Source organism: Mesorhizobium sp. B2-3-13, from assembly GCF_006442195.1.
Taxonomy (GTDB): domain Bacteria; phylum Pseudomonadota; class Alphaproteobacteria; order Rhizobiales; family Rhizobiaceae; genus Mesorhizobium; species Mesorhizobium salmacidum.
This window is the reverse complement of sequence record NZ_VFVQ01000003.1, coordinates 80,202-103,319: the sequence shown is the minus strand read 5'-3', so window position 1 is coordinate 103,319 and position 23,118 is coordinate 80,202. Positions and strand designations below refer to the sequence as shown.

At 63.6% G+C, this 23,118-nt stretch carries 17 protein-coding genes; 9 read left to right on the top strand and 8 right to left on the bottom strand.

The window, feature by feature from the left end; all coding sequences use genetic code 11:
• Positions 1 to 8 precede the first annotated feature (8 nt).
• The 3 genes from FJ941_RS05145 to FJ941_RS05135 all read right to left on the bottom strand — a co-directional run bounded on the left by FJ941_RS05145 (position 9) and on the right by FJ941_RS05135 (position 5,396).
• The gene (locus FJ941_RS05145; protein WP_127872585.1) at positions 9 to 1,382 is read right to left on the bottom strand and encodes a 3-deoxy-7-phosphoheptulonate synthase class II; all 1,374 of its coding nucleotides are present in this window, start codon (positions 1,380 to 1,382) and stop codon (positions 9 to 11) included.
• A 157-nt stretch (positions 1,383 to 1,539) separates the two neighbouring features.
• Positions 1,540 to 5,037 carry a transcription-repair coupling factor gene (gene mfd, locus FJ941_RS05140; RefSeq protein WP_140503618.1) on the bottom strand — a complete coding sequence of 1,166 codons (3,498 nt, stop codon included), beginning with the start codon at positions 5,035 to 5,037 and terminating at the stop codon, positions 1,540 to 1,542.
• A gap of 71 nt (positions 5,038 to 5,108) precedes the next feature.
• Positions 5,109 to 5,396 (bottom strand): succinate dehydrogenase assembly factor 2, encoded by a 288-nt coding sequence (locus FJ941_RS05135; protein ID WP_140503616.1) that lies wholly within the window; start codon positions 5,394 to 5,396, stop codon positions 5,109 to 5,111.
• 93 nt (positions 5,397 to 5,489) lie between these two features.
• Between FJ941_RS05135 and recG the strand changes: the two genes are divergently transcribed.
• Positions 5,490 to 7,598 (top strand): ATP-dependent DNA helicase RecG, encoded by a 2,109-nt coding sequence (gene recG, locus FJ941_RS05130; RefSeq protein WP_140503614.1) that lies wholly within the window; start codon positions 5,490 to 5,492, stop codon positions 7,596 to 7,598.
• Here recG and FJ941_RS05125 read toward each other — a convergent pair.
• The 4 genes from FJ941_RS05125 to FJ941_RS05110 form a co-directional block, all read right to left on the bottom strand.
• A complete protein-coding gene (locus FJ941_RS05125) occupies positions 7,550 to 8,302 on the bottom strand; it encodes a DUF502 domain-containing protein (RefSeq protein WP_140503612.1) in 753 nt (250 codons plus the stop codon). The two genes, recG and FJ941_RS05125, sit on opposite strands and share 49 nt — an antisense overlap.
• A 91-nt stretch (positions 8,303 to 8,393) precedes the next feature.
• Positions 8,394 to 10,217 carry a glutamine--fructose-6-phosphate transaminase (isomerizing) gene (gene glmS, locus FJ941_RS05120; protein WP_140503610.1) on the bottom strand — a complete coding sequence of 608 codons (1,824 nt, stop codon included), beginning with the start codon at positions 10,215 to 10,217 and terminating at the stop codon, positions 8,394 to 8,396.
• A 202-nt stretch (positions 10,218 to 10,419) separates the two neighbouring features.
• A complete protein-coding gene (gene glmU / locus FJ941_RS05115) occupies positions 10,420 to 11,796 on the bottom strand; it encodes a bifunctional UDP-N-acetylglucosamine diphosphorylase/glucosamine-1-phosphate N-acetyltransferase GlmU (RefSeq protein WP_140503608.1) in 1,377 nt (458 codons plus the stop codon).
• A gap of 159 nt (positions 11,797 to 11,955) precedes the next feature.
• Positions 11,956 to 12,702: a cytochrome c biogenesis CcdA family protein gene (locus FJ941_RS05110; RefSeq protein ID WP_140503606.1), complete on the bottom strand. Its 747-nt coding sequence runs from the start codon at positions 12,700 to 12,702 to the stop codon at positions 11,956 to 11,958.
• 170 nt (positions 12,703 to 12,872) lie between these two features.
• On the opposite strand from FJ941_RS05110, the gene FJ941_RS05105 reads away from it, so the two are divergent.
• The 8 genes from FJ941_RS05105 (at position 12,873) to rpmG (ending at position 21,944) form a co-directional block, all read left to right on the top strand.
• On the top strand, positions 12,873 to 13,250 hold the full coding sequence (locus tag FJ941_RS05105) for a hypothetical protein (protein WP_140503604.1): 378 nt from the start codon (positions 12,873 to 12,875) through the stop codon (positions 13,248 to 13,250).
• A gap of 344 nt (positions 13,251 to 13,594) precedes the next feature.
• Positions 13,595 to 16,231 (top strand): type I DNA topoisomerase, encoded by a 2,637-nt coding sequence (gene topA / locus FJ941_RS05100; RefSeq protein WP_140503603.1) that lies wholly within the window; start codon positions 13,595 to 13,597, stop codon positions 16,229 to 16,231.
• 6 nt (positions 16,232 to 16,237) lie between these two features.
• Positions 16,238 to 18,544 (top strand): ribonuclease R, encoded by a 2,307-nt coding sequence (gene rnr / locus FJ941_RS05095; RefSeq protein ID WP_140503601.1) that lies wholly within the window; start codon positions 16,238 to 16,240, stop codon positions 18,542 to 18,544.
• Positions 18,544 to 18,978, top strand: a complete 435-nt coding sequence (locus FJ941_RS05090; protein WP_181165998.1) for a DUF983 domain-containing protein — start codon at positions 18,544 to 18,546, stop codon at positions 18,976 to 18,978. The genes rnr and FJ941_RS05090 overlap by 1 nt, the downstream gene beginning before the upstream one ends.
• Positions 18,979 to 19,051: 73 nt before the next feature.
• Positions 19,052 to 19,792 carry an NUDIX hydrolase gene (locus FJ941_RS05085; protein ID WP_140503597.1) on the top strand — a complete coding sequence of 247 codons (741 nt, stop codon included), beginning with the start codon at positions 19,052 to 19,054 and terminating at the stop codon, positions 19,790 to 19,792.
• A 78-nt stretch (positions 19,793 to 19,870) separates the two neighbouring features.
• The gene (locus FJ941_RS05080; protein WP_140503595.1) at positions 19,871 to 21,049 is read left to right on the top strand and encodes an MFS transporter; all 1,179 of its coding nucleotides are present in this window, start codon (positions 19,871 to 19,873) and stop codon (positions 21,047 to 21,049) included.
• Positions 21,050 to 21,162: 113 nt separating this feature from the next.
• Positions 21,163 to 21,621 (top strand): hypothetical protein, encoded by a 459-nt coding sequence (locus FJ941_RS05075; protein ID WP_027146692.1) that lies wholly within the window; start codon positions 21,163 to 21,165, stop codon positions 21,619 to 21,621.
• 155 nt (positions 21,622 to 21,776) lie between these two features.
• Positions 21,777 to 21,944: a 50S ribosomal protein L33 gene (gene rpmG / locus FJ941_RS05070; protein ID WP_006201775.1), complete on the top strand. Its 168-nt coding sequence runs from the start codon at positions 21,777 to 21,779 to the stop codon at positions 21,942 to 21,944.
• Between the two features lie 105 nt (positions 21,945 to 22,049).
• Here the strand turns inward: rpmG and ugpC are convergent, their stop codons facing one another.
• Entirely contained in the window at positions 22,050 to 23,117 is a 1,068-nt protein-coding gene (gene ugpC / locus FJ941_RS05065; protein ID WP_140503593.1) for a sn-glycerol-3-phosphate ABC transporter ATP-binding protein UgpC, read from the bottom strand.
• Position 23,118 lies beyond the last annotated feature (1 nt).

The following is a 23,118-nucleotide window of genomic DNA, read 5'->3' as shown; positions in this document are numbered from 1 at the left end:
GACCCGGCTCAGCCGTTCGCGACCTGCTTGTGCTGCACCGGATGGCTCTTCTTCAACAGGTCCGAGACCAGGAACGCCAGTTCGATTGCCTGGTCGGCATTGAGGCGCGGATCGCAATGGGTGTGGTAGCGGTCCTGCAACTCCTCGGCCGTGATGGCGCGCGCGCCACCGGTGCATTCGGTGACGTTCTTGCCGGTCATCTCGACATGGATGCCGCCTGGATGAGTGCCTTCGGCGCGGTGCACCTCGAAGAAGGTCTGCACCTCCTTCAGGATGCGGTCGAAGGGCCGCGTCTTGTAGCCGGCCGCTTCGATCGTGTTGCCGTGCATCGGGTCCGACGACCAGACCACGCTGCGGCCTTCCTTCTGCACCGCGCGCACCAGCTTCGGCAGATGGTCGGCAACCTTGTCCGAACCGAAGCGGGCGATCAGCGTCAATCGCCCCGGCTCATTCTCGGGGTTCAACAGATCGATCAGTTCCAGCAGGCCGTCCGGCGTCAGCGACGGACCGCATTTCAGGCCGAGCGGGTTCTTGATGCCGCGGCAATATTCGACGTGCGCGTGATCGGGTTGGCGCGTGCGGTCGCCGATCCAGATCATATGGCCCGACGTGGCGTACCAGTCGCCGGAGGTCGAATCCACACGGGTCAGCGCCTCCTCGTAGCCGAGCAGCAGCGCCTCGTGGCTGGTGTAGAAGTCGGTTTCACGCAGCGCGAAATTGGTTTCCGACGTAATGCCGACGGCGCGCATGAAATCCATAGTCTCGGTGATGCGGTTGGCAAGCGATTCGTATTTCTCGCCCTGCGGGCTGTCGGAGACGAAGCCGAGCATCCAGCGATGCACATTCTCCAGGCTGGCATAGCCGCCCTGCGCGAAGGCACGCAGAAGATTGAGCGTCGCCGCCGACTGACGATACGCCATTTCCTGGCGGGCAGGATCGGGAATGCGTGATTTCGCGTCGAATTCGATGCCATTGATGATGTCGCCGCGATAGCTCGGCAGCGTCACCTCGCCCTTGGTCTCGTTGTCGGACGAGCGCGGCTTGGCGAACTGGCCGGCGACGCGGCCAACCTTCACCACTGGCTGCGCACCGGCGAAGGTCAGCACGACCGACATCTGCAAGAAGACGCGGAAGAAGTCGCGGATGTTGTCCGCGCCATGTTCGGCAAAACTCTCGGCGCAGTCGCCGCCCTGGAGCAGGAAGGCTTCCCCGGCGGCAACAGTCGCCAGCTGCTTCTTCAGCTTGCGCGCCTCGCCGGCGAAGACCAGCGGCGGAAAGGTGGCGAGTTGGGCTTCCGTGTTCTTCAGCGCGGCAAGGTCCGGATAAGCGGGAACCTGTTTGATCGGCTTTGCTCTCCACGAATTCGGCGACCATTTCGTCATCGCTGCACCCAACGCTCTTTCCGGCAACACCTTGCCCGCCATTTCCAGCCCCTAAATGGGGTGGCGGCTCCATACACGAAGCCGATTTCCTATTCTAGACCGGAATTTCGGCGCTGGCGAATGGCTTGACGCCCCCGGGACGCCCCGAAAGGCGAGATCAGGCCGTCTTCTCAGCCAACTTCGCCAGTTGCGTCATGACGACAGCCGAGCCCGCCAGACGCTTCTCCGCCGTCGGCCAGTCGCGGATGAAGACCACGCTCTGGTCGGCCCGGATCTTGGCCAGCGAACCCTGCTCGCCAATGTACTTGACCAGTCCGACGGGGTTCGAAAATTCGCGCTTGCGGAAATGGATGACGACGCCCTTCGGCCCCGCATCGAGCTTCTCGACATTGGCCTTGCGGCAGAGCGCCTTGATGAAGACGATCTTGAGGAGATGCTTCACCTCCTCCGGCAGCGGGCCGAAACGGTCGATCAGCTCGGCGCCGAAGGCGTCGATTTCCTCGGTGTTTTCGAGATCGCCGAGACGGCGGTAGAGCGCCAGCCTGAGCTGCAGGTCCGGCACGTAGCCTTCCGGGATCATCACGGCGGTGCCGACGGCGATCTGCGGCGACCAGCCGCCATCCTGGACCTCGCCGGAATCCTTCACCTCGGCCACCGCCTCCTCCAGCATCTGCTGGTAGAGCTCGAAGCCGACCTCCTTGATGTGCCCGGACTGTTCCTCGCCGAGAAGATTGCCGGCGCCCCTGATGTCAAGGTCATGGCTGGCGAGCTGGAAGCCGGCGCCCAGCGTGTCGAGCGATTGCAGTACCTTCAGACGGCGCTCGGCGGTGTCGGTCAGCTTGCGGTTGGCCGGCAGGGTGAACAGCGCATAGGCGCGCACCTTCGAGCGCCCGACGCGGCCGCGCAGCTGGTAGAGCTGCGACAGGCCGAACATGTCGGCGCGATGGATGATCAGCGTGTTGGCGGTCGGGATATCGAGGCCGGATTCGACGATTGTGGTCGATAGAAGCACGTCGTACTGGCCGTCATAAAAGGCGTTCATGATGTCGTCGAGTTCGCCCGGCGGCATCTGGCCGTGGGCCACCGCCACTTTCAGTTCGGGAACGGATTCCTTCAGGAAATCATGGATTTCCGCCAGATCGCTGATACGAGGCACGACATAGAAAGAATGCCCGCCACGGTAACGCTCACGCAGCAGCGTCTCGCGAATCACCAACGGATCGAACGGCGAGATGAAGGTGCGCACCGCCATGCGGTCGACCGGCGGCGTGGCGATGAGCGACAGTTCGCGCACGCCCGTCAGCGCCAGCTGCAGCGTGCGCGGGATCGGCGTCGCCGACAGCGTCAGCACATGGACGTCGGTCTTCAGGTCTTTCAGCCGCTCCTTGTGCTTGACGCCAAAATGCTGCTCCTCGTCAATAATCAGCAGGCCGAGATTCTTGAACGAGATGGCGGAACCGAGCAGCGCATGGGTGCCGATAACGATATCGACCTGCCCTTCGGCGATGCCCTTCTTGGTCTCGGCCAGATCCTTGGCACCGACCAGCCGCGAGGCCTGGGCGACACGAATGGGAAGCCCTGAGAAACGCTGCGAGAATGTCTTGAAATGCTGGCGCGACAACAGCGTCGTCGGCACCACCACCGCGACCTGAAACCCTTCCATCGCCGTGATGAAGGCGCCGCGCAGCGCCACTTCAGTTTTGCCAAAGCCGACGTCGCCGCAGATCAGCCGGTCCATCGGCTTGCCGGCGCCAAGGTCGCCGCGCACCGAGTCGATGGCCGTCTGCTGGTCGTCGGTTTCCTCGTAGGGGAACCGGGCTGCGAACTCGTCATAGAGGCCTTCGGCCGGCACCAGGGCCGGTGCGGCCCGCATCTGCCGCTCGGCGGCGATGCGGATCAGTTGTCCGGCCATGTCGAGCAGGCGCCGCTTCAGCTTCGCCTTGCGCGACTGCCAGGCGCCGCCGCCCAGCTTGTCCAGCGTAGCCTCGGCCGTGTCGGAGCCGTAGCGCGACAGCAGCTCGATGTTTTCCACCGGCAGGAACAGCCGGTCGTCGCCGGCATAGTGGATTTCCAGGCAGTCATGCGGCGCGCCGACCGCTTCGATGGTGCGCAGGCCGATGAAACGGCCAATGCCATGGTCGGCATGGACGACAATATCGCCGGCCGACAAGGCCGAGGCTTCGGCGATGAAGTCGGACGCGCGCTTCTTGCGCTTCGAACGGCGGATCAGCCGGTCGCCCAGAATGTCCTGTTCGGCGACGACGACCAGCTTTTCAGTCTCAAAACCGGATTCCAGCGGCAAAACCGCCAATGCGGCCTGTCCCGGCTCGAGCTGGTCGGCCTCCGCCAGCGTCTCGACCTGCTTGAGATTGCCGAGATGGTGCTCGGCCAGGATCTGGCCAAGCCGGTCGAGGGAGCCCTCGGTCCAGCCAGCGATGACGACGCGGCGGCGCGCCGCGCGCTCGTCGGCTATGTGTCGGACGACGACATCGAACACATTGACGTTCGGATCGGCTCGCTCCTCGACGAAGCTGCGGCCATGGCGCGAGCCGGCGTGGAAGACTTTCTTGTTCCCCAGGTCCGGCGCGTCGAACACGGTAAAGTCGATGTCTTCGCGCCCGCCAAGCGAAGCCTTCAGATTCTCCGGCGAGAGATAGAGCAGATCCGGCGCCACCGGCTTGTAGGGAACCGCATCCTTGAGCGCCGCGTCAGCCTGTTTTTTGCGCGCCTCGTAGTGATCGAGGATCAGCGTATGGCGCTCGGCCAGCGCCTCATGTGCCAGATGGTCGAAAACCACGGGTGCGTCGGGCAGGTAATCGAACACCGTCTCCAGCCGGTCGTAGAAGAACGGCAGCCAATGCTCCATACCGGCGAAGCGCCGGCCTTCGCTGACCGCCGCATAGAGCCCGTCGTCACGCGATGGCGCGCCAAAGGCTTCGATATAGGAGCGGCGGAAGCGGCTGATGGTTTCCGGCGTCAGCGCCACTTCGCTCATCGCCTGCAGCGCCATCGACTTGCGCTGACCGGTGGTGCGCTGCGTGGCAGCGTCGAAGACGCGGATCGATTCCAGCGTGTCGCCGAAGAAATCAAGCCGCAGCGCCTCGGTCCAACCGGGTGCGAAGAGGTCGAGAATGCCGCCGCGCACCGCGAATTCGCCGATGCCGCGCACGGTCGGCACCCGCTCGAATCCCGACGTCTCCAGCCGTGCAATCAGCGCATTCATGTCGATCTGGTTGCCGGGTCTGGCGTGGAAGGTCTGCGCCTCGACAAGCTCAGCGGGCGGAATGCGCTGCAGCAGCGCGTTGGCGGTGGTGAGAATGACGGCACGGTGCGGTTTCTTCGCCAGCGCGATCATGGCGGTCAGCGCATCGAGGCGCTTGGCGGCGGCATCGGAACCGGGCGACACACGGTCGTATGGCAGACAGTCCCAGGCAGGCAGTTCCAGCACAGGCAGCCCGGGCGCGACGAAGGACAGCGCCTCGATGATGGAAGGCAAGCGCTGGCCGTCGCGGGCCACGAACAGCACGGGCTTGTCGGGTGCGATTTCGAGCGCCGTCTGTACCAGCGCGAAGGCCTCGTAGCCGTCGGCGACACCGTCGACGATGAACTGGCCGGCGCGGCCCTTCGGCAAGCCAATGGTGGGGATGAGAGCCATCAAATCACGGTCTTGTTTATCGCAATTCCGAACGGAAAACCGCTTCGCACTTTTCCTGGAATTGCTTTTGTTCAGAATGTCATGGTCCGGCGTGACGCCAGGATTTTTTGCAGGACGGCACAGTCGATCTCCGCCGGCACCGGGCGTTCGCCCGTGACCAGCGGCAGGAATTCTGTGTCGGCAATATCGAGGAGCTTCTCATATTGGTCGATTTCCTCGGCGGTCAAGGTGCCGATCTCGGTATCGGCGAAGGTGCCGAGGATGAGGTCCATCTCGCGTAGGCCGCGATGCCAGGAGCGGAACAACAGCTTGCGGCGGTGGGCGTCCAGCCCCTCGCTTGATCGTTTCGTTCCGGTCATTGTGCCGCATCCTCGCTTCAAGCGGCGCATATAGCGTGGATAGTGGGCGGTGTCAGCCTTTGCGCTGCGGCCATCGCGACATAAGCTGACATCATGCGTCCTTCCATACTCGATCCCCTGTTTGTCCCGATCACCTCGCTTGCCGGCGTCGGGCCGAAGGTCGGTGCGTTGATCGAGAAGGTCGTGGCGGCCGACCTCGGCGATCGCGCCGCGCGCGCCGGTGACCTCCTGTTCGTGCTGCCCCACACCGTCATCGACCGCCGCAATCGGCCTGGCATCGCCCTCGCGGCCGAAGGCGCCATCGTGACGCTCGAACTGCGCATAGACCGACACCAGCCGCCGCCGTGCGGCAACAGGTCGGTGCCCTACCGGGTCTACGCCCATGACGATACCGGCGAAATCGGCCTGACCTTCTTCCATGCCCATGCCGCCTATCTCGAAAAGGCAATGCCTGTCGGCGAGCATGTCGTGGTGTCAGGCCGTATGGAATGGTTCAACGGACGCCCGACCATGGTCCATCCCGACCATATCGCACTCGCCGGCGAAGCCGAGAACCTGCCGCTGGTCGAGCCGGTCTATCCGCTGACCGCGGGGCTATCCGGCAAGGTGCTGCGCCGTGCGATCGGCCAGGCGCTCGGCCGCCTGCCGGACCTGCCGGAATGGCAGGATGATGCCTTCATGCGCCGCCAGAGCTTTCCGTCCGTTGGCAACGCGCTGACCCGTATCCATTATCCCGGCGATCCGCTCGATGTCGCGGTCGAAGGGGCTGCATGGCGCCGCCTCGCCTATGATGAATTGCTCGCCGGCCAGGTCTCGCTGGCCCTGGTGAGGGCAAAGGTGCGACGCCTGTCAGGCCGCCCTCTCGTCGGCGATGGCCGCATCGCCGAGGAGCTGCGCGCGGCCCTGCCCTATTCGCTCACTCCCTCGCAGGAATTCGCGCTCGCCGAAATCAACGCCGATCTCGCCGATCCAGAGCGCATGCTGCGGCTGCTGCAAGGCGATGTCGGTTCGGGCAAGACGGTCGTGGCTTTGTTGGCCATGGCACGCGCCGTCGAGGCCGGCGGCCAGGCGGCGCTGATGGCGCCGACCGAAATCCTGGCGCGCCAGCATCTGGCGACGATCACCCCGCTTGCAGCCAAGGTCGGCTTGCGCGTCGCCATCCTGACCGGCCGTGAAAAGGGCCGCGAGCGAGCCGAAACACTGGCTGGTCTTGCCAGCGGCGAGATCGATATCATCGTCGGCACCCACGCGCTGTTTCAGGAAACGGTCAGCTTCCACGATCTGGTCCTGGCCGTCATCGATGAGCAGCATCGCTTCGGCGTTCATCAGCGGCTTGCCATCACCGCCAAGGGCGACGCGCCCGACATGCTGGTGATGACCGCGACCCCGATCCCGCGCACGCTGGTGCTGACCGCCTTCGGCGACATGGATGTCTCGAAGCTGACGGAAAAACCGGCCGGCCGTCAGCCGATCCGCACCGTCACGCTGCCGCTCGAACGGCTCGACGAGCTGGTCGGCCGCATGCTCGATGCCGTCGCGGATGGCCAGAAGATCTACTGGATTTGCCCGCTGGTCGAGGAATCCGAAGAAATCAAGCTAATGTCGGCCGAGGATCGTTTCGCTTCGCTGAAGCCGCTGTTCGGCGATCGCATCGGCCTTGTCCATGGCCGCATGAAGGGTGCCGAGAAGGACGAGGCGATGCGTGCCTTCAAGCAAGGCGAGACGCGCATCCTGATCGCCACCACGGTCATCGAAGTCGGCGTCGACGTTCCTGACGCCACGATCATGGTCATCGAGCATGCCGAACGCTTCGGGCTCGCCCAGTTGCACCAGTTGCGCGGCCGGGTCGGACGCGGCGACAAGCCCTCATCCTGCGTGCTGCTCTACAAGGACCCGCTTGGCGAGACCGCCAAACGCCGGCTGTCGGTGATGCGCGAGACCGAGGACGGCTTCCTGATCGCCGAAGAGGATCTGAAACTGCGCGGCGAAGGCGAATTGCTCGGTACCCGCCAGTCCGGCACGCCTGGTTTCCAGGTGGCGCGCATCGAGGTGCATGCCGATCTGCTGGAGGCCGCCCGAGACGACGCCAGGCTGATCCTATCGCGGGACCCCGAACTGCAATCGGATCGCGGCGAGGCGCTGCGGCTCCTGCTCTATTTGTTCGGCCGCGACGAGGCCGTGCGGCTCCTGCGCGCCGGATGAGGCCCTAGCGGCGGATTGGCCAAGGTTCCGTTGATCGGCTCACCGTTCAGCGTCACCAATTTCGTCTTCACCTCGGGGGCCACCAACCCGGCCGACACGATCAGCTTGGCGCCGTCCTCGATGGTCATGTCGAGCGGCACGATATCCGACTTCAGAACATACATCAGGAAACCGGTCGTCGGGTTCGGCGTGCACGGCATGAACACCGCAATCAGTGGATCGCCTTCCTGGTCGAGCTTCTGGTTGATCTCGGTTTCCTTCTCGCTGGCGACAAACACCAGCGACCACACGCCTTTGCGTGGATATTCGACCAGCCCAACTTGACGGAACATATCGCCCTTATTCGACAGCACGGTCTCGAAAATCTGCTTCAGCGAGCCATAGATGCCGCGCACCAGGGGCATGCGGCCAAGCAGGCGCTCGCCAAAGCCGACGATGGCGCGGCCGACAATGTTGGCCGTCAGGAAGCCGATCAGCGTGATCAGGATGAGCGCGACGATCAGCCCGAACCCCGGAACCGGGAACGGCAGATAGCTGTCGGGACTGTAGCGCGCCGGAATATAGGGTTTGACCCAGGAATCGACCCAGCCGATGAAGGACCAGGCGATATAGGCGGTGATCGCCAGCGGCGCGCAGACGATGAAGCCCGTGAGGAAATAGTTCCTCAGCCGGGTCATGCCGGAAGTCTTCGAAGCGTCTGACATGGTTCACCGGGCACGGGTTGCGGCGCGACATTAGTAAACCGGAAGGCGCTTTGGAACTGCGAAGTTTTTAAACGCGCCTGTTTGTAGGCGCCTACTCCACCGTCACCGATTTCGCCAGATTGCGCGGCTGATCGACGTCGGTGCCCATGAACACGGCGGCGAAATACGCAAGCATCTGGATCGGCAGCGCGTAGATGATGGGCGAGATGATTTCCGGCACATCCGGAAGCACGATGGTCTCCATCGTCTTCACGCTCACCTGTGCCGCGCCCTTGGCGTCGGTGATGAGGATGATCTTGCCGCCACGCGCCGCCACTTCCTGCATGTTGGACACGGTCTTTTCGAAGATGCGATCGTGCGGCGCAATCACGATCACCGGCATGTTCTCGTCGATCAGCGCGATCGGCCCGTGCTTCAGCTCACCCGCGGCATAGCCTTCGGCATGGATGTAGGAGATTTCCTTGAGCTTCAGCGCGCCTTCCATGGCCAGCGGGAAATTGGTGTCGCGTCCGAGATAGAGCACGTCCTTGTAGCGAGACAGCTCCCGCGCGATCCGTTCGATCTGTTGTTCGAGCTTCAGCACCTGGTTGGCATAGCGCGGCGCTTCGGAGAGCTCCCGCACCAATGTTTTCTCTTGCTCCTTCGAGATCGCCCCGCGCGCCACGCCGGCGCGCACGGCAAGCGACGCGAGCACAGACAACTGACAGGTGAAAGCCTTGGTCGAAGCGACGCCGATCTCAGGCCCCGCCAGCGTCGGCAGCACGACGTCGGATTCGCGCGCCATGGTCGATTCCCGCACATTGACGACCGCGCCGATCTTCATGCCGGCCTTGCGGCAATAGCGCAGCGAAGCCAGCGTATCGGCGGTCTCGCCGGACTGCGAGATGAAGAAGGCGGCATCGCTGGCCGACAGCGGCATCTCGCGGTAACGGAATTCCGACGCGACATCGATATCGACCGGCAGCCGAGCATAGCGCTCGAACCAGTATTTGCCGATCAGGCCGGCGAGATACGCAGTGCCGCAGGCGGAGATAGCCAGGCGGCCGATCTTGGCGAAATCGAATGGCAGGTCGAGCGGCTTGGAGACGCCGGAGACGAAATCGACGTAGTGCGCCAGTGTGTGCGAGATCACTTCGGGCTGCTCATGGATTTCCTTTTCCATGAAATGGCGGCGGTTGCCCTTGTCGACCATGAAGCTGGTCGACAGCGACTGCTGGCGCTTGCGGTCGACTTTCTTGCCGTCGATGTCGAAGATGGCGACGCTCTCGCGGCGCACCACCGCCCAGTCGCCGTCCTCGAGATAGGTGATCGAATTGGTGAATGGAGCGAGCGCGATGGCGTCGGAGCCCAAATACATCTCGCCATCGCCATGGCCGACCGCCAGTGGCGGGCCGTTACGCGCGCCGACAATCAGGTCCTCGTCACCCTTGAACATGATGGCCAGCGCAAAGGCGCCTTCCAGCCGCTTCAGCGCCTTGTGCGCGGCCTCGACCGGCTTCAGACCTTTCGCGAGTTCCCGTGCCACCAGATGCGCCACGACCTCGGTGTCGGTCTGCGACGAGAAGGAATAGCCGTCGCGGACCAGCTCGTCGCGCAGTTCGGCGAAATTCTCGATGATGCCGTTGTGAACGATGGCGACGCCCTCCGAAAAGTGCGGATGCGCATTGCTCTCGTTGGGCACGCCGTGGGTCGCCCAGCGTGTATGGCCGATACCGATCGTGCCGTCGAGCGGCTCATCCTTGAGCCGGCGTTCGAGGTTGACCAGCTTGCCCTCGGCACGGCGGCGGCCAAGTTGACCCTTTTCGATGGTGGCGACGCCTGCCGAGTCATAACCGCGATATTCGAGCCGCTTCAGCGCGTCGACGATGAGCGGCGCAACCTGCGAGTGGCCGACGATTCCAACGATACCGCACATGCAGACAGTCCCCGATTGCCCATGGAAAACCAGCGCTATTTAGGGGTGGCCGGCCTGCCGCGAAAGTCACATTGCATTTCGTCCGGTGTAACGGACACTTGCGCACGCATGCACCATGACAGACCGCTCTTGCAATCCGGTTACTGCAATCGTCCGTTTTTTTCGATTGCTTCGGCAAGAAAGCAGACTTGTCGACCAATGGCTAATGGTCGGCGCCGGCTGCCTTCTTCTTCGCCGCCGCGGCGGAAGCAAACCGTTCGCGCAACTCCTTCCCCTTACCGGGGATCGTCTTCTGGCGAGCCCGGCCGAAGGCCAGAGCGTCGTCGGGAACGGTTTCAGTGATGACACTGCCCGAGGCGATATAGCCGCCATTGCCGATGGTGACGGGTGCCACGAGCGAGGAATTGGAGCCGATGAAGGCGCCCTCGCCGATGTCGGTGAAGAATTTCGAATAGCCGTCGTAGTTGCAGGTGATGGTGCCGGCGCCGATATTGGCGCCGGCGCCGACGCGAGCGTCACCGATATAGGTCAGGTGGTTGACCTTGGCGCCCTCCTCGATAACGGCCTGCTTGACCTCGCAGAAATTGCCGACCTTGGCCTTGTTCCTGAGATCGGCGCCTGGCCGCAGCCGTGCGAATGGCCCGACATCGCAATTGGAGGCGATGGTGGCGCCTTCGATATGGCTGAAGGCGTGGATCTTGGCACCCGAGGCAACCATCACACCCGGTCCGAACCAGACATTGGGCTCGACGATCGTGTCGGCGCCGATTTCGGTATCGTGCGAGAAATAGACGGTTTCCGGCGCAATCAGCGTCACGCCCGACAGCATCGCCTCATGGCGCCGGCGCTGTTGCCAGATGGCTTCGGCTTGCGCCAGTTCGGCGCGGTTGTTGATGCCGAGCGCGTTCTCGAAGCTGGCTTCGGTGGCGACGACATCGAGGCCCTGCGCGCCGGCAATCTCGACGATGTCGGTGAGATAATACTCGCCCTTGGCGTTCTTGTTGCCGACCGCGTCGAGCAGTTTCAGCGCGTGCGCGCCGGCCACCGCCATCATGCCGGCGTTGCAGAAGCCGATTTTCCTCTCCTCTTCGGAGCAGTCTTTTTCCTCGCGGATGGCAATCAGCTTGCCGCCCTTTTCGATCAGCCGACCATAGCCGGTCGGATTGGGTGGGCGGAATCCGATCACCACGACGGCAGCACCTTCCGCCAACCTCAGCCGCGCCACCGTCAGGGTATCCGCATCGATCAGCGGCGTGTCGCCAAACATGACAAGAACATCATCATAACCCTTTGATATCGCTGCGCGGGCAGCGATCACTGCATGCGCCGTACCCAAGCGCTTTTCCTGCACGAAGGTCTCAGCCTCAGGTGCGAACTTCGCCGCCGTCTTGCGCATCTCGTCGGCGCCATGACCGATCACCAGCGCCACGCCGCTCGCACCAGCGGCCTCGGCCGCCTTCACCACATGGGCGACCATCGGCAACCCAGCGATCTGGTGCAGCACCTTCGGCAGCGCGCTCTTCATGCGTGTGCCTTCGCCGGCGGCGAGGATGACGGACAGGCAGGTTCTCTGGTTCATGGAAAGGCAACCATATGAAATGCGTTGGGAATCAAGACATGCTAGCAGTGGCGCCATGCTGCACCAATGCGGTTAAATTCCGGTGAGATGGTAGAGCAGCTGACCCTTAATCAGCGGGTCCGCGGCTCAATCCCGTGCCTCGCCCCACGCCGATAAGCTTCAGCCCAACCGCCCCAACACCGGAAAATTCTCCAGCAGCCAGTAGGACACCGTCTGCACGCCGCCGGTGAGGAAGAACACGCCGGCGACCACCAGGAGCGCGCCGATCGCCTTCTCGACAAGGCCGAGGTGGACGCGGAACTTGCCGAGGAAGCGCATGAAGGCGCCGGAGAACAGCGCGGCGATCAGGAACGGGATGCCGAGGCCTAGCGAATAGGCGGCGAGCAGCAGCGCGCCCTCGCCCACGGTTTCGCGGCCGCCGGCCAGCGTCAGGATCGGCCCGAGCACCGGGCCGATGCAGGGCGTCCAGCCGAAGGCGAAGGCAAGTCCCATGACATAGGCGGCGACGGCGCTGGCCGGCTTGCCCTGCGACTGGAAACGCGCCTCCCGCGACAACAGCGGAATGCGCAGGATGCCCAAAAAGTTCAAGCCCATCAGGATGATCAGCACGCCGGCGCCCATTGCCAGCGGCTCCTGCCAGACGCGCAGCAACCGGCCGATGGTCGACGCGCCGGCACCGAGCGCGACGAAGACGGTCGAAAAACCGAGCACGAAGGCGATCGAGGAATAAAGCAGCGCGCCGCGCGCGCCTTCGCGGGCCGTCGCGCCCGCATTGCCGCGAAAATCGTCGACCGACACGCCGGCCATGTAGCAGAGATAGGGCGGCACCAGCGGCAGCACGCATGGCGACAGAAACGAGATGGCCCCCGCCCCGACCGCGCTGACATAGCCGATATCCAATGCCATTCCAAAGCTCCGACTGTTTGGCGACGATATAGCTGCACGCGGGTTGGTCCGCCAATCACCATCGTGTGGCAAGTCATCGCGGGCCGGGGAAGAAAGCACATGCGCAGGGCGTTGACACAACGAGGCCGCGACTTTCCGCGCGCCTGCGAATAACAGCCACGGAGATTTCCATGAAAACGACAATCGCAGCGCTGGCCGCGCTTCTGCTCAGCACCGCCGCCTCCTTTGCCGCAGATGCGTGGAAGGAAGCCGATGTCGGCGGCACCAAGATTTATACCGATGCCAAAGGCATGACGCTTTACACCTATGACAAGGACGAGAAAGGCAAGACCAATTGCTACGACAAATGCGCCACCAACTGGCCGCCGCTGAAGGCCAAGGCCGGCGCCAAGGCCGGCGACGAATGGAGCGTTGTCGATCGCACCGACGGCACCAAGATGTGGGCCTATGACGGCAAGCCCGTCTACACCTTCATCAAGGACAAGAAGGCCGGCGACATGAGCGGTGATGGCGTCGCCGGTGTCTGGCACATCGTCAAGGCCGATTAGGCTTACCCCTGCTCCCTGCCTGCGGGCGGGCAAGCTGGTCGCCGCATTCCTCTGTTCCAGCCGGCGGCCAGCATCGATCGACGGCAGGCGAGCGAACGACTTTCCACGATTCGCCCGGAGTTTGAAGCGGGAGTTTCCGCCGACTCCCGACCGCCGTCGCCTTGACCGAAATTCTGTGATTTTCTCCATACACTCTAAGAGTGTATTGCTGCCGGCACCTCCGCAATTTGGCCCCTTCCCCTTGACCGGATGCAAAAGCGCGGCCATGTGAGCGACGAACAGAACCGAGATTTCGTCGCGCGCAGCGGAATTCTTCTGCCGCATCACAGCTGATATGAGACCTCATGGACGTCGTCGTCGTCGAATCGCCGGCCAAAGCGAAGACAATCAACAAATACCTGGGCAGGAACTACAAGGTTCTGGCCTCGTTTGGCCATGTCCGCGATTTGCCGGCCAAGGATGGCTCGGTGCGTCCGGATGAAGATTTCGCCATGTCCTGGACGGTCGACACCGCGTCCGGCAAGCGTCTCGCCGACATCGCCAAGGCGGTCAAGGATGCCGACGGCCTGATCCTCGCCACCGACCCGGATCGCGAAGGCGAAGCGATCTCCTGGCACGTGCTGGAAGTCCTGAAGCAGAAGCGCGCGCTGAAGGACAAGCCAGTCAGCCGCGTCGTCTTCAACGCCATCACCAAATCGTCGGTGCTGGAGGCGATGGCCAATCCGCGCCAGATCGATGCGCCGCTGGTCGACGCCTATCTCGCCCGCCGGGCACTCGATTACCTCGTCGGCTTCACGCTGTCGCCGGTGCTGTGGCGCAAATTGCCGGGCGCCCGTTCGGCCGGCCGCGTCCAGTCGGTGGCGCTGCGCCTGGTCTGCGACCGCGAATCCGAAATCGAGCGCTTCATCCGCGAGGAATACTGGCAGATCGCTGCCATCCTCGGCACACCGCGCAACGAGACCTTCGAAGCTCGCCTGACCGCATTCGAGCGCAAGAAGCTGCAAAAGCTCGATATTTCCAATAAGGCGCAGGCCGACGACATCAAGGCAATGCTCGAGGGTGCTACCTTCAAGGCGCTATCCGTCGAAGCCAAGCCGACCAAGCGCAACCCCGGCCCGCCCTTCACCACCTCGACGTTGCAGCAGGCAGCCTCGTCGGGTCTCGGCTTCTCGGCCACGCGCACCATGCAGGTGGCGCAGCGGCTCTATGAGGGCATGGAGATCGGCGGCGAAACCACCGGCCTGATCACCTATATGCGAACCGACGGCGTGCAGATGGCGCCCGAGGCGATCGACGCCGCTCGCGATGCGGTCGCAAAGGAATTCGGCCCGAAATACTTGCCGGAAAAGCCGCGCCAGTACACCACCAAGGCCAAGAACGCCCAGGAAGCGCACGAAGCCATCCGCCCGACGGATTTCATGCGCACCCCGGCGTCGGTCCGGCAATATCTCGATGCCGACCAGGCACGGCTCTATGAACTGATCTGGAAGCGCGCCATCGCCAGCCAGATGCAGTCGGCCGAGATCGAGCGCACCACTGTCGAGATCGAGGCGCTGAATGGCGCCCGCACGGCCGAGCTTCGCGCCGTTGGCTCGGTCGTCCGCTTCGACGGCTTCATAGCCGCCTATACCGACCAGAAGGACGACGACACGGAAGACGAGGAAAACCGCCGTCTGCCGGCAATCCGCGCCGGCGAGCAGCTCGCCCGCCGTGCAATCAATGCCACCCAGCACACGACCGAGCCGCCGCCGCGCTATTCCGAGGCGTCGCTGATCAAAAAGCTGGAAGAACTCGGCATCGGCCGTCCCTCGACTTACACGGCGATCCTGAAGACGCTCGAGGACCGCGACTATGTCACGATCGACAAGCGCCGGCTGGTGCCGCAGGCCAAGGGCCGCCTGCTGTCGGCCTTCCTGGAAAGCTTCTTCGAGCGCTATGTCGAGTACGACTTCACCGCATCGCTGGAGGAAAAGCTCGACGAGATTTCCGACGGCAAGCTCGCCTGGAAGGACGTGCTGCGCGATTTCTGGAAGGATTTTTCCGGCGCCGTCGCCGACATCAAGGAATTGCGCGTCACCGATGTGCTCGATGCGCTGAATGAGGAACTGGCGCCACTGGTTTTCCCCGCCCGCGAGGACGGCTCCAATCCGCGCATCTGTCCGAAATGCGGCACCGGCAATCTGTCGCTGAAGCTCGGCAAGTTCGGCGCTTTCGTCGGCTGCTCGAACTATCCCGAATGCTCCTTCACCCGCCAGCTCGGCGACGCCGCAAATCCCAACGGGGAGAATGGCGGTGGCGAGGACGGCACCAAGATCCTCGGCAAGGATCCTTACACCGCCGAGGAAATCACGCTTCGCTCAGGCCGTTTTGGCCCCTACATCCAGCGCGGCGAGGGCAAGGAAGCCAAGCGCTCGAGCCTGCCCAAGGGCTGGACGCCTGAATCCATCGATCACGAGAAGGCGCTCGCCTTGCTGGGGCTGCCGCGCGACGTAGGCAAACATCCCGAATCCGGCAAGATGATCTCGGCGGGGCTCGGCCGCTATGGTCCGTTCGTGCTGCACGATGGCACCTACGCCAATCTGGACAGCATCGAGGACGTGTTCTCGATCGGCCTCAACCGCGCCGTCACCGTGATTGCCGAGAAGCAGTCCAAGGGCAAGGGCGGCCGCAACGGCGGCACGCCGGCAGCCCTGAAGGAGCTCGGCGACCATCCGGACGGCGGCGGCAAGATCGTCGTGCGCGACGGCAAATACGGACCTTACGTCAATTTCGGAAAGGTCAACGCCACGCTGCCCAAGGGCAAGGATCCGCAATCGGTGACCATCGAGGATGCGCTGGCGCTGATAGCCGAGAAGGAAGCCAAGGGCGGCGGCGGCAAGAAACCGTTCCGCAAGGCTGCGGCGGCCAAGACCCCCACAACCAAGAAAACCTCAACCAAGAAGGCAGCCGCCAAGAAGCCGGCCGCGAAGAAAAAAGGGTAGAACGGCGTGGCGCGCAGGATCACCGGAAGAAGCCACGGCGATCCCCGCACCGCCGACACCCGGGCCAAGGTTAAGGACAACTACCGGCCCTCGCGTGACGAAATCCTGCGCTACATCGCCGAAAACCCGGATCGCGCCGGAAAGCGCGACATCGCCAAGGCGTTCGCACTGCGCGGCGATGACCGCGTCTGGCTGAAGGATCTCCTGCGCGATCTGCAGGACGAAGGCGTTCTGACCAAGGAGCGCAAGCGGCTGGCCCGGGTCGGCACCCTGCCCCATGTCGCCGTGCTCGACATCTTTGGCCGCGATGGCGATGGTACCTTGCTGGCGCACCCGACCGAGGCGGTCGGCCCGGGCGAGCCTCCCGTGGTCTCGATCCGCGTTTCGCGTGGGGGCAGCGGACCAGCGCCAGGCATTGGCGACCGCGTGCTGGCCAAGACATTTCCGACCGATGATCCGTCGGGGCCTGCCTATACCGGCCGGGTGATGAAGATCTTCGAGAAGCGCACGGATGCCGTCCTCGGTGTCTTCCGTGTGCTTCAGGACGGCAGCTTCCGCATCGAACCGGTGGAACGGCGCCAGCCTGAGCTGATCGTCGACAAGGAATTCCAGAACGGCGCCAAGAATGGCGATCTTGTCGAGGTCGAGCCCGCGCGCGCCTCCCGCTACGGGCTGCCGCGCGCCAAGGTGCTCAACGTGCTGGGTTCGCTGACCAGCGAAAAGGTGGTCTCGATGATCGCCATTCACGCGCACGACATTCCGCACATTTTTCCAGCCGATGTCATTGCCGAATCCGAGGCGGTGAAGCCGGCGACGCTTGCCCATCGCGAGGACTGGCGCGACCTGCCGCTGGTCACCATCGATCCGGCCGACGCCAAGGATCATGACGACGCTGTGTTCGCCACGCCTGACCTCGACGAGAAAAATCTCGGCGGCGTTATCGCCACCGTCGCGATCGCCGATGTCGCCGCCTATGTCCGCTACGGCACGGCTCTCGACCGCGAGGCCATGAAGCGCGGCAATTCGGTCTATTTCCCCGATCGCGTCGTGCCGATGCTGCCCGAGCGCATCTCCAACGATCTCTGCTCGCTGCGCGAGGGTCAGGACCGTCCGGCGCTGGCGGTGCGCATGACCTTCTCCGCCGATGGCCGCAAGATCAGGCATTCCTTCCACCGCGTCATGATGAAGTCGGCGGCCAAGCTCGCCTACAGCCAAGCCCAGTCGGCGATCGACGGCGTGCCGGACGACAAGACCGGCCCGATCCTCGACACGGTGCTGAGGCCGCTGTGGGACGCCTACGCGATCCTCAAGCGCGGCCGCGACAGCCGCCAGCCGCTCGAGCTCGACCTGCCGGAGCGCAAGATCCTGCTCAAGCCGGATGGCACGGTCGACCGCGTCATCGTGCCGGAGCGACTCGACGCCCACAAGCTGATCGAAGAGTTCATGATCCAGGCCAACGTCGCCGCGGCCGAAACGCTGGAGGGCAAGAAGCAGGCGCTGGTCTATCGCATTCACGACGCGCCGTCGCTGGCTAAGCAGGAATCGCTGCGCGAATTCCTGCAGACGCTTAGCCTGTCATTGGCGCGTGGTGCGCAGATGCGGCCCAGCCAGTTCAACGGCATTCTGGAGCGCGTACGCGGCGCCGACAACGAGGCGCTGGTCAACGAAGTGGTGCTGCGCTCGCAGAGCCAGGCCGAATATTCACCCAAGAACATCGGCCATTTCGGCCTCAACCTCAGCCGCTACGCGCATTTCACCTCGCCGATCCGCCGCTATGCCGATCTGATCGTCCATCGCGGGCTTATTGGCGCGCTCGACCTTGGTCCCGGAGGGCTGACGCAAGATGAGGAGGTTCGCCTCGAAGACGTTGCGGTGCTGATCTCCGGCACGGAACGGCGCGCAATGGCTGCCGAGCGCGACACAGTCGACCGGCTGATCTCCGCCTATCTCGCCGAGCGCATCAACGACCGCTTCGATGCCCGTATCTCCGGCGTCACCAAATCAGGACTTTTTGTCCAATTGCCGCAGTATGGCGCCGATGGTTTCATCCCTGTGTCAACTCTGGGCGGCGATTACTACATATACGACGAAACGGCTCGCTCCCTGTTCGGAGAACGCTCGGGCAAAGGCTACCAGCTCGCGGACCGCGTCGAGGTCCGGCTCGTCGAGGTGGCGCCAATGGCCGGAGCGATGCGCTTCGAGATGTTGACCGACCCAAAGCCCCTGCCAGGCTCCAGCAGGTCGTTTCACAAGGCTAAGGGCCGCGCCCGTGCGTCGCAATCGCGACCGGGGCCGCGCGGCAGGAGACGATGATGGAACAAGAGGTTTTTGGCGGCGAGCATCACTCTGGCCGGGTTGCCCGCCCATTGTGGACGGCGATGAAGCGGGGCTTCTTGGGCCGCTGCCCGAATTGCGGCGAAGGCAAGCTCTTCCGCGGCTTCACCAAGACCGTCGAAACCTGCAGCGTCTGCGGCGAGGAGATTCATCACCATCGCGCCGACGATTTGCCCGCCTATCTGGTCATCGTCATCGTCGGCCACATCGTGCTCGGCGCCTTCATGGGTGTCGAGGCGACCTCGACCTTGTCCACCGGGGAGCACATCCTCATCTGGGTGCCCTTGACCATCCTTCTGTCGGTCGCGCTGCTGCAGCCGGTCAAAGGCGCCGTCATCGGATTGCAATGGGCGTTCTATATGCACGGGTTTGGTGGCGAAAAGGATGTGATCGAGCCGCATCCCGGGGCCTGAAATGTTGGCTGGCGCAACATGCCAATCGTTAGGGCTACTTTCGCATGCAAGAAGTTTCCGCTAGGTCCTGCGCATGGAAGCAATGACCAAGGCGGATGCCGACAAGCTCGATAACGGTCTTGCCACGCATGGCGGCCGGCCCCTGCGTCCGCGTGACGCCGCGACACTCATCCTGCTCGACCGCAAGGGCGACGACATCCTGGTGCTGATGGGACGCCGCCACGCCGCGCACGCCTTCATGCCCGGGAAATTCGTCTTCCCCGGCGGCCGCACCGACCCTGCCGACAGCCGCATCCCGACGGCGACCACACTTAACCAGCACGAAGAAGCCAAGCTGAGCGCCGGCCCCGGCCGCACCAGCCACGCCCGCGCCCGTGCCATCGCTTTGTCGGCGGTCCGCGAGACCTATGAGGAAGCCGGGCTGCTGATCGGCCGCAAAGGCGCCTTTGCCACGACCAGGCGCGATTGGCAGGCTTTCGTCGAACATGGCGTGGCGCCGTCGCTGGAGGCGTTGCGCTTTGTCGCGCGCGCCATCACGCCGCCGAACCGGGTGCGCCGCTTCGACACCCGCTTCTTCAGCGCCTGGCGTGACGACGTCGCCGTCGAATTGGCCGATGGCGGCCCGACCAACGAACTGGAGGAATTGGTCTGGCTGCCGCTCGCCAAGGCCAAGCAGGCTGATATACCCGACATCACCCGAATGATCCTGGATGAATTGGAAAAGCGGCTCGCCAATGATCCACTGCTGCGTCCGGGCGGCCCTGTCCCCTTCTACAGGCTTGTCCGCAACCGCTTCACCCGCGAACTTCTCTAGAGCAATTCCAGGAAAAGTGTGACGCGGTTTTCCGTCCGCAATTGCGTAAGATCAAACAGACAGAGTATTCAGCATCTCATGACGGTCGATACCCAACCAAAGGGCGACGAACGCGTACACTGGCTGCCGATGGTGGCGGCGATCTCGTCGATCAGCGTCGTCGGCATTGCTATCGGCCTTGGCATGCCGCTGCTCAGCGTCATCCTGGAAACACGCGGCCATTCTGCTTCGATGATCGGCCTCAACACGGCCGTTGCCGGCCTGGCCTCGATCGCCGGGGCGCCACTGGCTACGCCGCTGGCCATGCGCTTCGGCGTCGCCAGGACGATGATCGCCATGATCGCCGCCGGCGCGCTGGCCTTCATCGGTTTCCATTTCGCGCCTGATTTCTGGATGTGGTTTCCCCTGCGCATCGTGCTGCACATCGCGTTGACCGTGCTGTTCATCCTGTCGGAATTCTGGATCAGCACGTCGGCGCCGCCACACCGACGCGGCCTTGTGCTTGGCATCTATGCCACCGTTCTGTCGCTCGGTTTTGCCGCGGGGCCGTGGCTGTTCGCCCATCTCGGCAGTTCCGGCTTCAGGCCGTTCGGCGTCATCATCGCCTTGGTGACGCTGGCCGCGATACCGGTGCTGGCCGCGCGCAACGAAAGCCCCACCATCGTGGCCGACAGTGAAACCAGCCACTTCCTTCGCTACATCTGGCTGGTGCCGACCGCGACTTTCGCCGTGCTTGTGTTCGGCGCGGTCGAGACCGGCGGCTTCGCGCTGTTTCCGATCTATGGCAATCGCATCGGTTACTCCGAGGCCGATGCGGCGCTGCTGCTGACCATGATCGGGCTCGGCAACGTGCTGTTGCAGATCCCGATCGGCATGATCAGTGACCGCGTCACGGACCGGCGCTATCTGCTGCTCGCCTGCGCCACGGTCGGTCTCGCCGGCACGATGTTCATGCCGTTCTTTGCCGCGAACTGGCACCTGATGGCCGCCCTGCTTTTCGTCTGGGGCGGTGTCGTTGCCGCCATGTACACGATTGGCCTCGCCCATCTCGGTTCGCAGCTTTCCGGCCACGAACTGGCGTCGGCCAATGCCGCTTTCGTGCTGTGCTACGGCGTCGGCATGGTGCTAGGCCCGCAGGCGATCGGCATCGGCATGGACAGTTTCGGGCCCTCCGGTTTTGGCTGGTCGCTCGGCCTGTTCTTCGCCGCCTACATCGCCCTGGTCTGCTTCAGGCTCGTCCGCAAGATACTCCTGTAGAGCCCAACCCGATCGTTTATCGGCACCGTGCAGCGGCAGGCTGCTGACAGAACCGTGTCAGCAGCCGCCGGTTAAAAGGGTGTCCTAAAACATCCTGAACCGAGGACACTCCGATGATCGACAGCGGCTTTGAAACCACTTCGCTGCGAATGACGCTCCTGCTGCTCGTCAGCTTCCAGGCTCCGGCTGCCGATGTCGACCGCATCATGGACGCGGTCGTCGCGATCGCACCGCTGGCCATGGGCAAGTATGACCGCAACGCCTACCAGTCGGCGCACGGCATCGAACGCTACAGGCCGCTTGAAGGAGCCGCGGCCGGAGCCGAAACCGAATTGCGCCGCCGCCCGGGCACGGTCGAGGTTTCATTCGAATTGCCCGATGACCAGGCGCTGGCGGCCCGCGTCGTCGAGGCGATTTTCCAGGCGCATTCCTATCAGGAGCCGGTGATCCGCATCCAGCCGATCCTTGCCAGCCGCTCCAAGGGTCTGGACGACCGCGCCAATCCGAATCGCTGGTGGAACACGACCGGAGACTGGAAGAAGGTTGCGGTATCAGAGGTGGAAAACGCCTGATTATATGCATACAGTGCAGCTTGGGCGGGACACATCACGTCCGCCGGGCTTGACTTTCCAGGCACGTTCTTTATGTGTCGCGCCAAGTTTCCCGCGTCCGGGTGTTTTCCCGTGCTCCAGCGGCCAAAACTCCACGAACGTAACGGACTGAGATCATGGCCAAAGCCGCAAACATCAAGATCAAGCTTCTGTCGACCGCCGACACCGGTTTCTTCTACGTCACCAGCAAGAACAGCCGCACCAAGACCGACAAGCTGTCGTTCCGCAAGTATGACCCGGTCGCCAAGAAGCACGTCGAATTCAAGGAAACCAAGATCAAGTAATCTGGGTTTTCCTCTGGAATGCCGAAACGCCGCCCATCGGGCGGCGTTTTTCGTTTACAAGGCGGAAGGCTCCGGGCTGAGTTCCCTCGGCCTGGATGAATTCATTCAGCCGATGCGATCGCCGCTTTTCGGATCGAACAGATGCAGCGACGCGGGATCGGCCGCCAGCCGCACCATGTCGCCGGGCTTCACGCCGGCGCGGCCCATGGCAAAGACGCAAAGTTGCTGGCCGGCCAGCTTGACGTAGAACTGCGTCGACAGGCCGAGCGGCTCCACCACTCCCACTTCGCCTTGCAGGGCTCCGTCATCGGCCAGCCGTATATGCTCGGGGCGCAGGCCGACGGTGATGACGTCACCGTCCCTGAGCGGCAGGCCGTCCGGCAGCCGAAGCTTCTGGCCATCGGACAGCACGGCGTCCACCTTGCCGCCCTTCTTCACCGCCGCCGGCAGGAAATTCATGCCAGGCGAACCGATGAAGCCGGCGACGAACATGTTGGCCGGCCGGTCATAGAGATCGAGCGGCGCGCCGACCTGCTGGATCAGCCCGTCATGCATGACGACGATGCGGTCGGCCATGGTCATCGCCTCGATCTGGTCGTGGGTGACGTAGACAGAGGTGGTCTTCAACTGCTGGTGCAGTGCCTTGATCTCGGCGCGCATATGGACGCGCAGCTTGGCGTCGAGGTTCGACAGCGGCTCGTCGAAGAGAAAAACCTTGGGATCGCGCACGATGGCGCGGCCCATGGCGACGCGCTGGCGCTGGCCGCCGGACAATTGCCTGGGCAAGCGTTGCAGGAACGTATCGAGCCCCAGCCGCTTGGCGGCACCATCGACGCGAGCATCGATCGCCGGCTTATCGGCCTTTCGCAGCATCAGGCTGAAGCCCATGTTCTTCGACACGTCCATATGCGGATAGAGCGCATAGGACTGGAACACCATGGCGATGTCCCGGTCCTTGGGCGCCACGTCGTTGACCAGCCGCTCGCCGATGCGGATCTCTCCGCCAGAGGCTTCCTCCAGCCCTGCGATCATGCGCAAAAGCGTGGACTTGCCGCAGCCGGACGGTCCGACCAGGACGACGAACTCGCCGTCGGCAATCTCAAGATCGACCGCGTGCAGGACGCGCACCGCGCCATAATCCTTACGGACCTTTTCGAGCGTGACAGAAGCCATC

Coding starts and splice junctions, on each gene's coding strand:
- FJ941_RS05145 (WP_127872585.1), bottom strand. CDS start 1,382: ATGACGAAATGGTCGCCGAATTCGTGGAGAGCAAAGCCGATCAAACAG.
- mfd (WP_140503618.1), bottom strand. CDS start 5,037: ATGGCTCTCATCCCCACCATTGGCTTGCCGAAGGGCCGCGCCGGCCAG.
- FJ941_RS05135 (WP_140503616.1), bottom strand. CDS start 5,396: ATGACCGGAACGAAACGATCAAGCGAGGGGCTGGACGCCCACCGCCGC.
- recG (WP_140503614.1), top strand. CDS start 5,490: ATGCGTCCTTCCATACTCGATCCCCTGTTTGTCCCGATCACCTCGCTT.
- FJ941_RS05125 (WP_140503612.1), bottom strand. CDS start 8,302: ATGTCAGACGCTTCGAAGACTTCCGGCATGACCCGGCTGAGGAACTAT.
- glmS (WP_140503610.1), bottom strand. CDS start 10,217: ATGTGCGGTATCGTTGGAATCGTCGGCCACTCGCAGGTTGCGCCGCTC.
- glmU (WP_140503608.1), bottom strand. CDS start 11,796: ATGAACCAGAGAACCTGCCTGTCCGTCATCCTCGCCGCCGGCGAAGGC.
- FJ941_RS05110 (WP_140503606.1), bottom strand. CDS start 12,702: ATGGCATTGGATATCGGCTATGTCAGCGCGGTCGGGGCGGGGGCCATC.
- FJ941_RS05105 (WP_140503604.1), top strand. CDS start 12,873: ATGAAAACGACAATCGCAGCGCTGGCCGCGCTTCTGCTCAGCACCGCC.
- topA (WP_140503603.1), top strand. CDS start 13,595: ATGGACGTCGTCGTCGTCGAATCGCCGGCCAAAGCGAAGACAATCAAC.
- FJ941_RS05090 (WP_181165998.1), top strand. CDS start 18,544: ATGGAACAAGAGGTTTTTGGCGGCGAGCATCACTCTGGCCGGGTTGCC.
- FJ941_RS05085 (WP_140503597.1), top strand. CDS start 19,052: ATGGAAGCAATGACCAAGGCGGATGCCGACAAGCTCGATAACGGTCTT.
- FJ941_RS05080 (WP_140503595.1), top strand. CDS start 19,871: ATGACGGTCGATACCCAACCAAAGGGCGACGAACGCGTACACTGGCTG.
- FJ941_RS05075 (WP_027146692.1), top strand. CDS start 21,163: ATGATCGACAGCGGCTTTGAAACCACTTCGCTGCGAATGACGCTCCTG.
- rpmG (WP_006201775.1), top strand. CDS start 21,777: ATGGCCAAAGCCGCAAACATCAAGATCAAGCTTCTGTCGACCGCCGAC.
- ugpC (WP_140503593.1), bottom strand. CDS start 23,117: ATGGCTTCTGTCACGCTCGAAAAGGTCCGTAAGGATTATGGCGCGGTG.